The sequence below is a fragment of the Alteromonas sp. 5E99-2 genome (assembly GCF_017368475.1).
Lineage (GTDB): Bacteria > Pseudomonadota > Gammaproteobacteria > Enterobacterales > Alteromonadaceae > Alteromonas_F.
The window spans coordinates 1-315 of record NZ_JAFNJE010000107.1; the positions used below are offsets into that span (position 1 = coordinate 1).

1 protein-coding gene is annotated in these 315 nt (G+C 46.7%); it reads right to left on the reverse strand.

Annotated elements, in window-relative coordinates; genetic code table 11:
• A partial coding sequence (locus J3L16_RS16100; protein ID WP_207614075.1) for an AMP-binding protein occupies positions 1-315 on the reverse strand: 315 nt, incomplete at both ends.

Consider the following 315-nt stretch of genomic DNA (forward strand, 5'->3'; position numbering starts at 1 on the left):
TGCAAGTAGCCTTGCGCTAAGCCTTCACCACCTAGGTATAATTCACCTACAACACCTTTCGGTACTGGCTGTAAGTCAGCGCCTAACACATACGCTTGGGTATTGGCTAACGGTAAACCTAATTGAATAGCATGCATACCTGCTTGGTTAATAAGCGGGTGAGTAAATACCCCCACGGTACTTTCTGTTGGACCATAGTGATTCAGTACCCCCAAGCTCGGTGAGTATTGGTGAAGTGTATTAAGTAGCGATTCACTTATGCCTTCACCTCCCACAATCAGTTGTTTTTGAGGCAGTACTTTGGCAGGCTCCGCA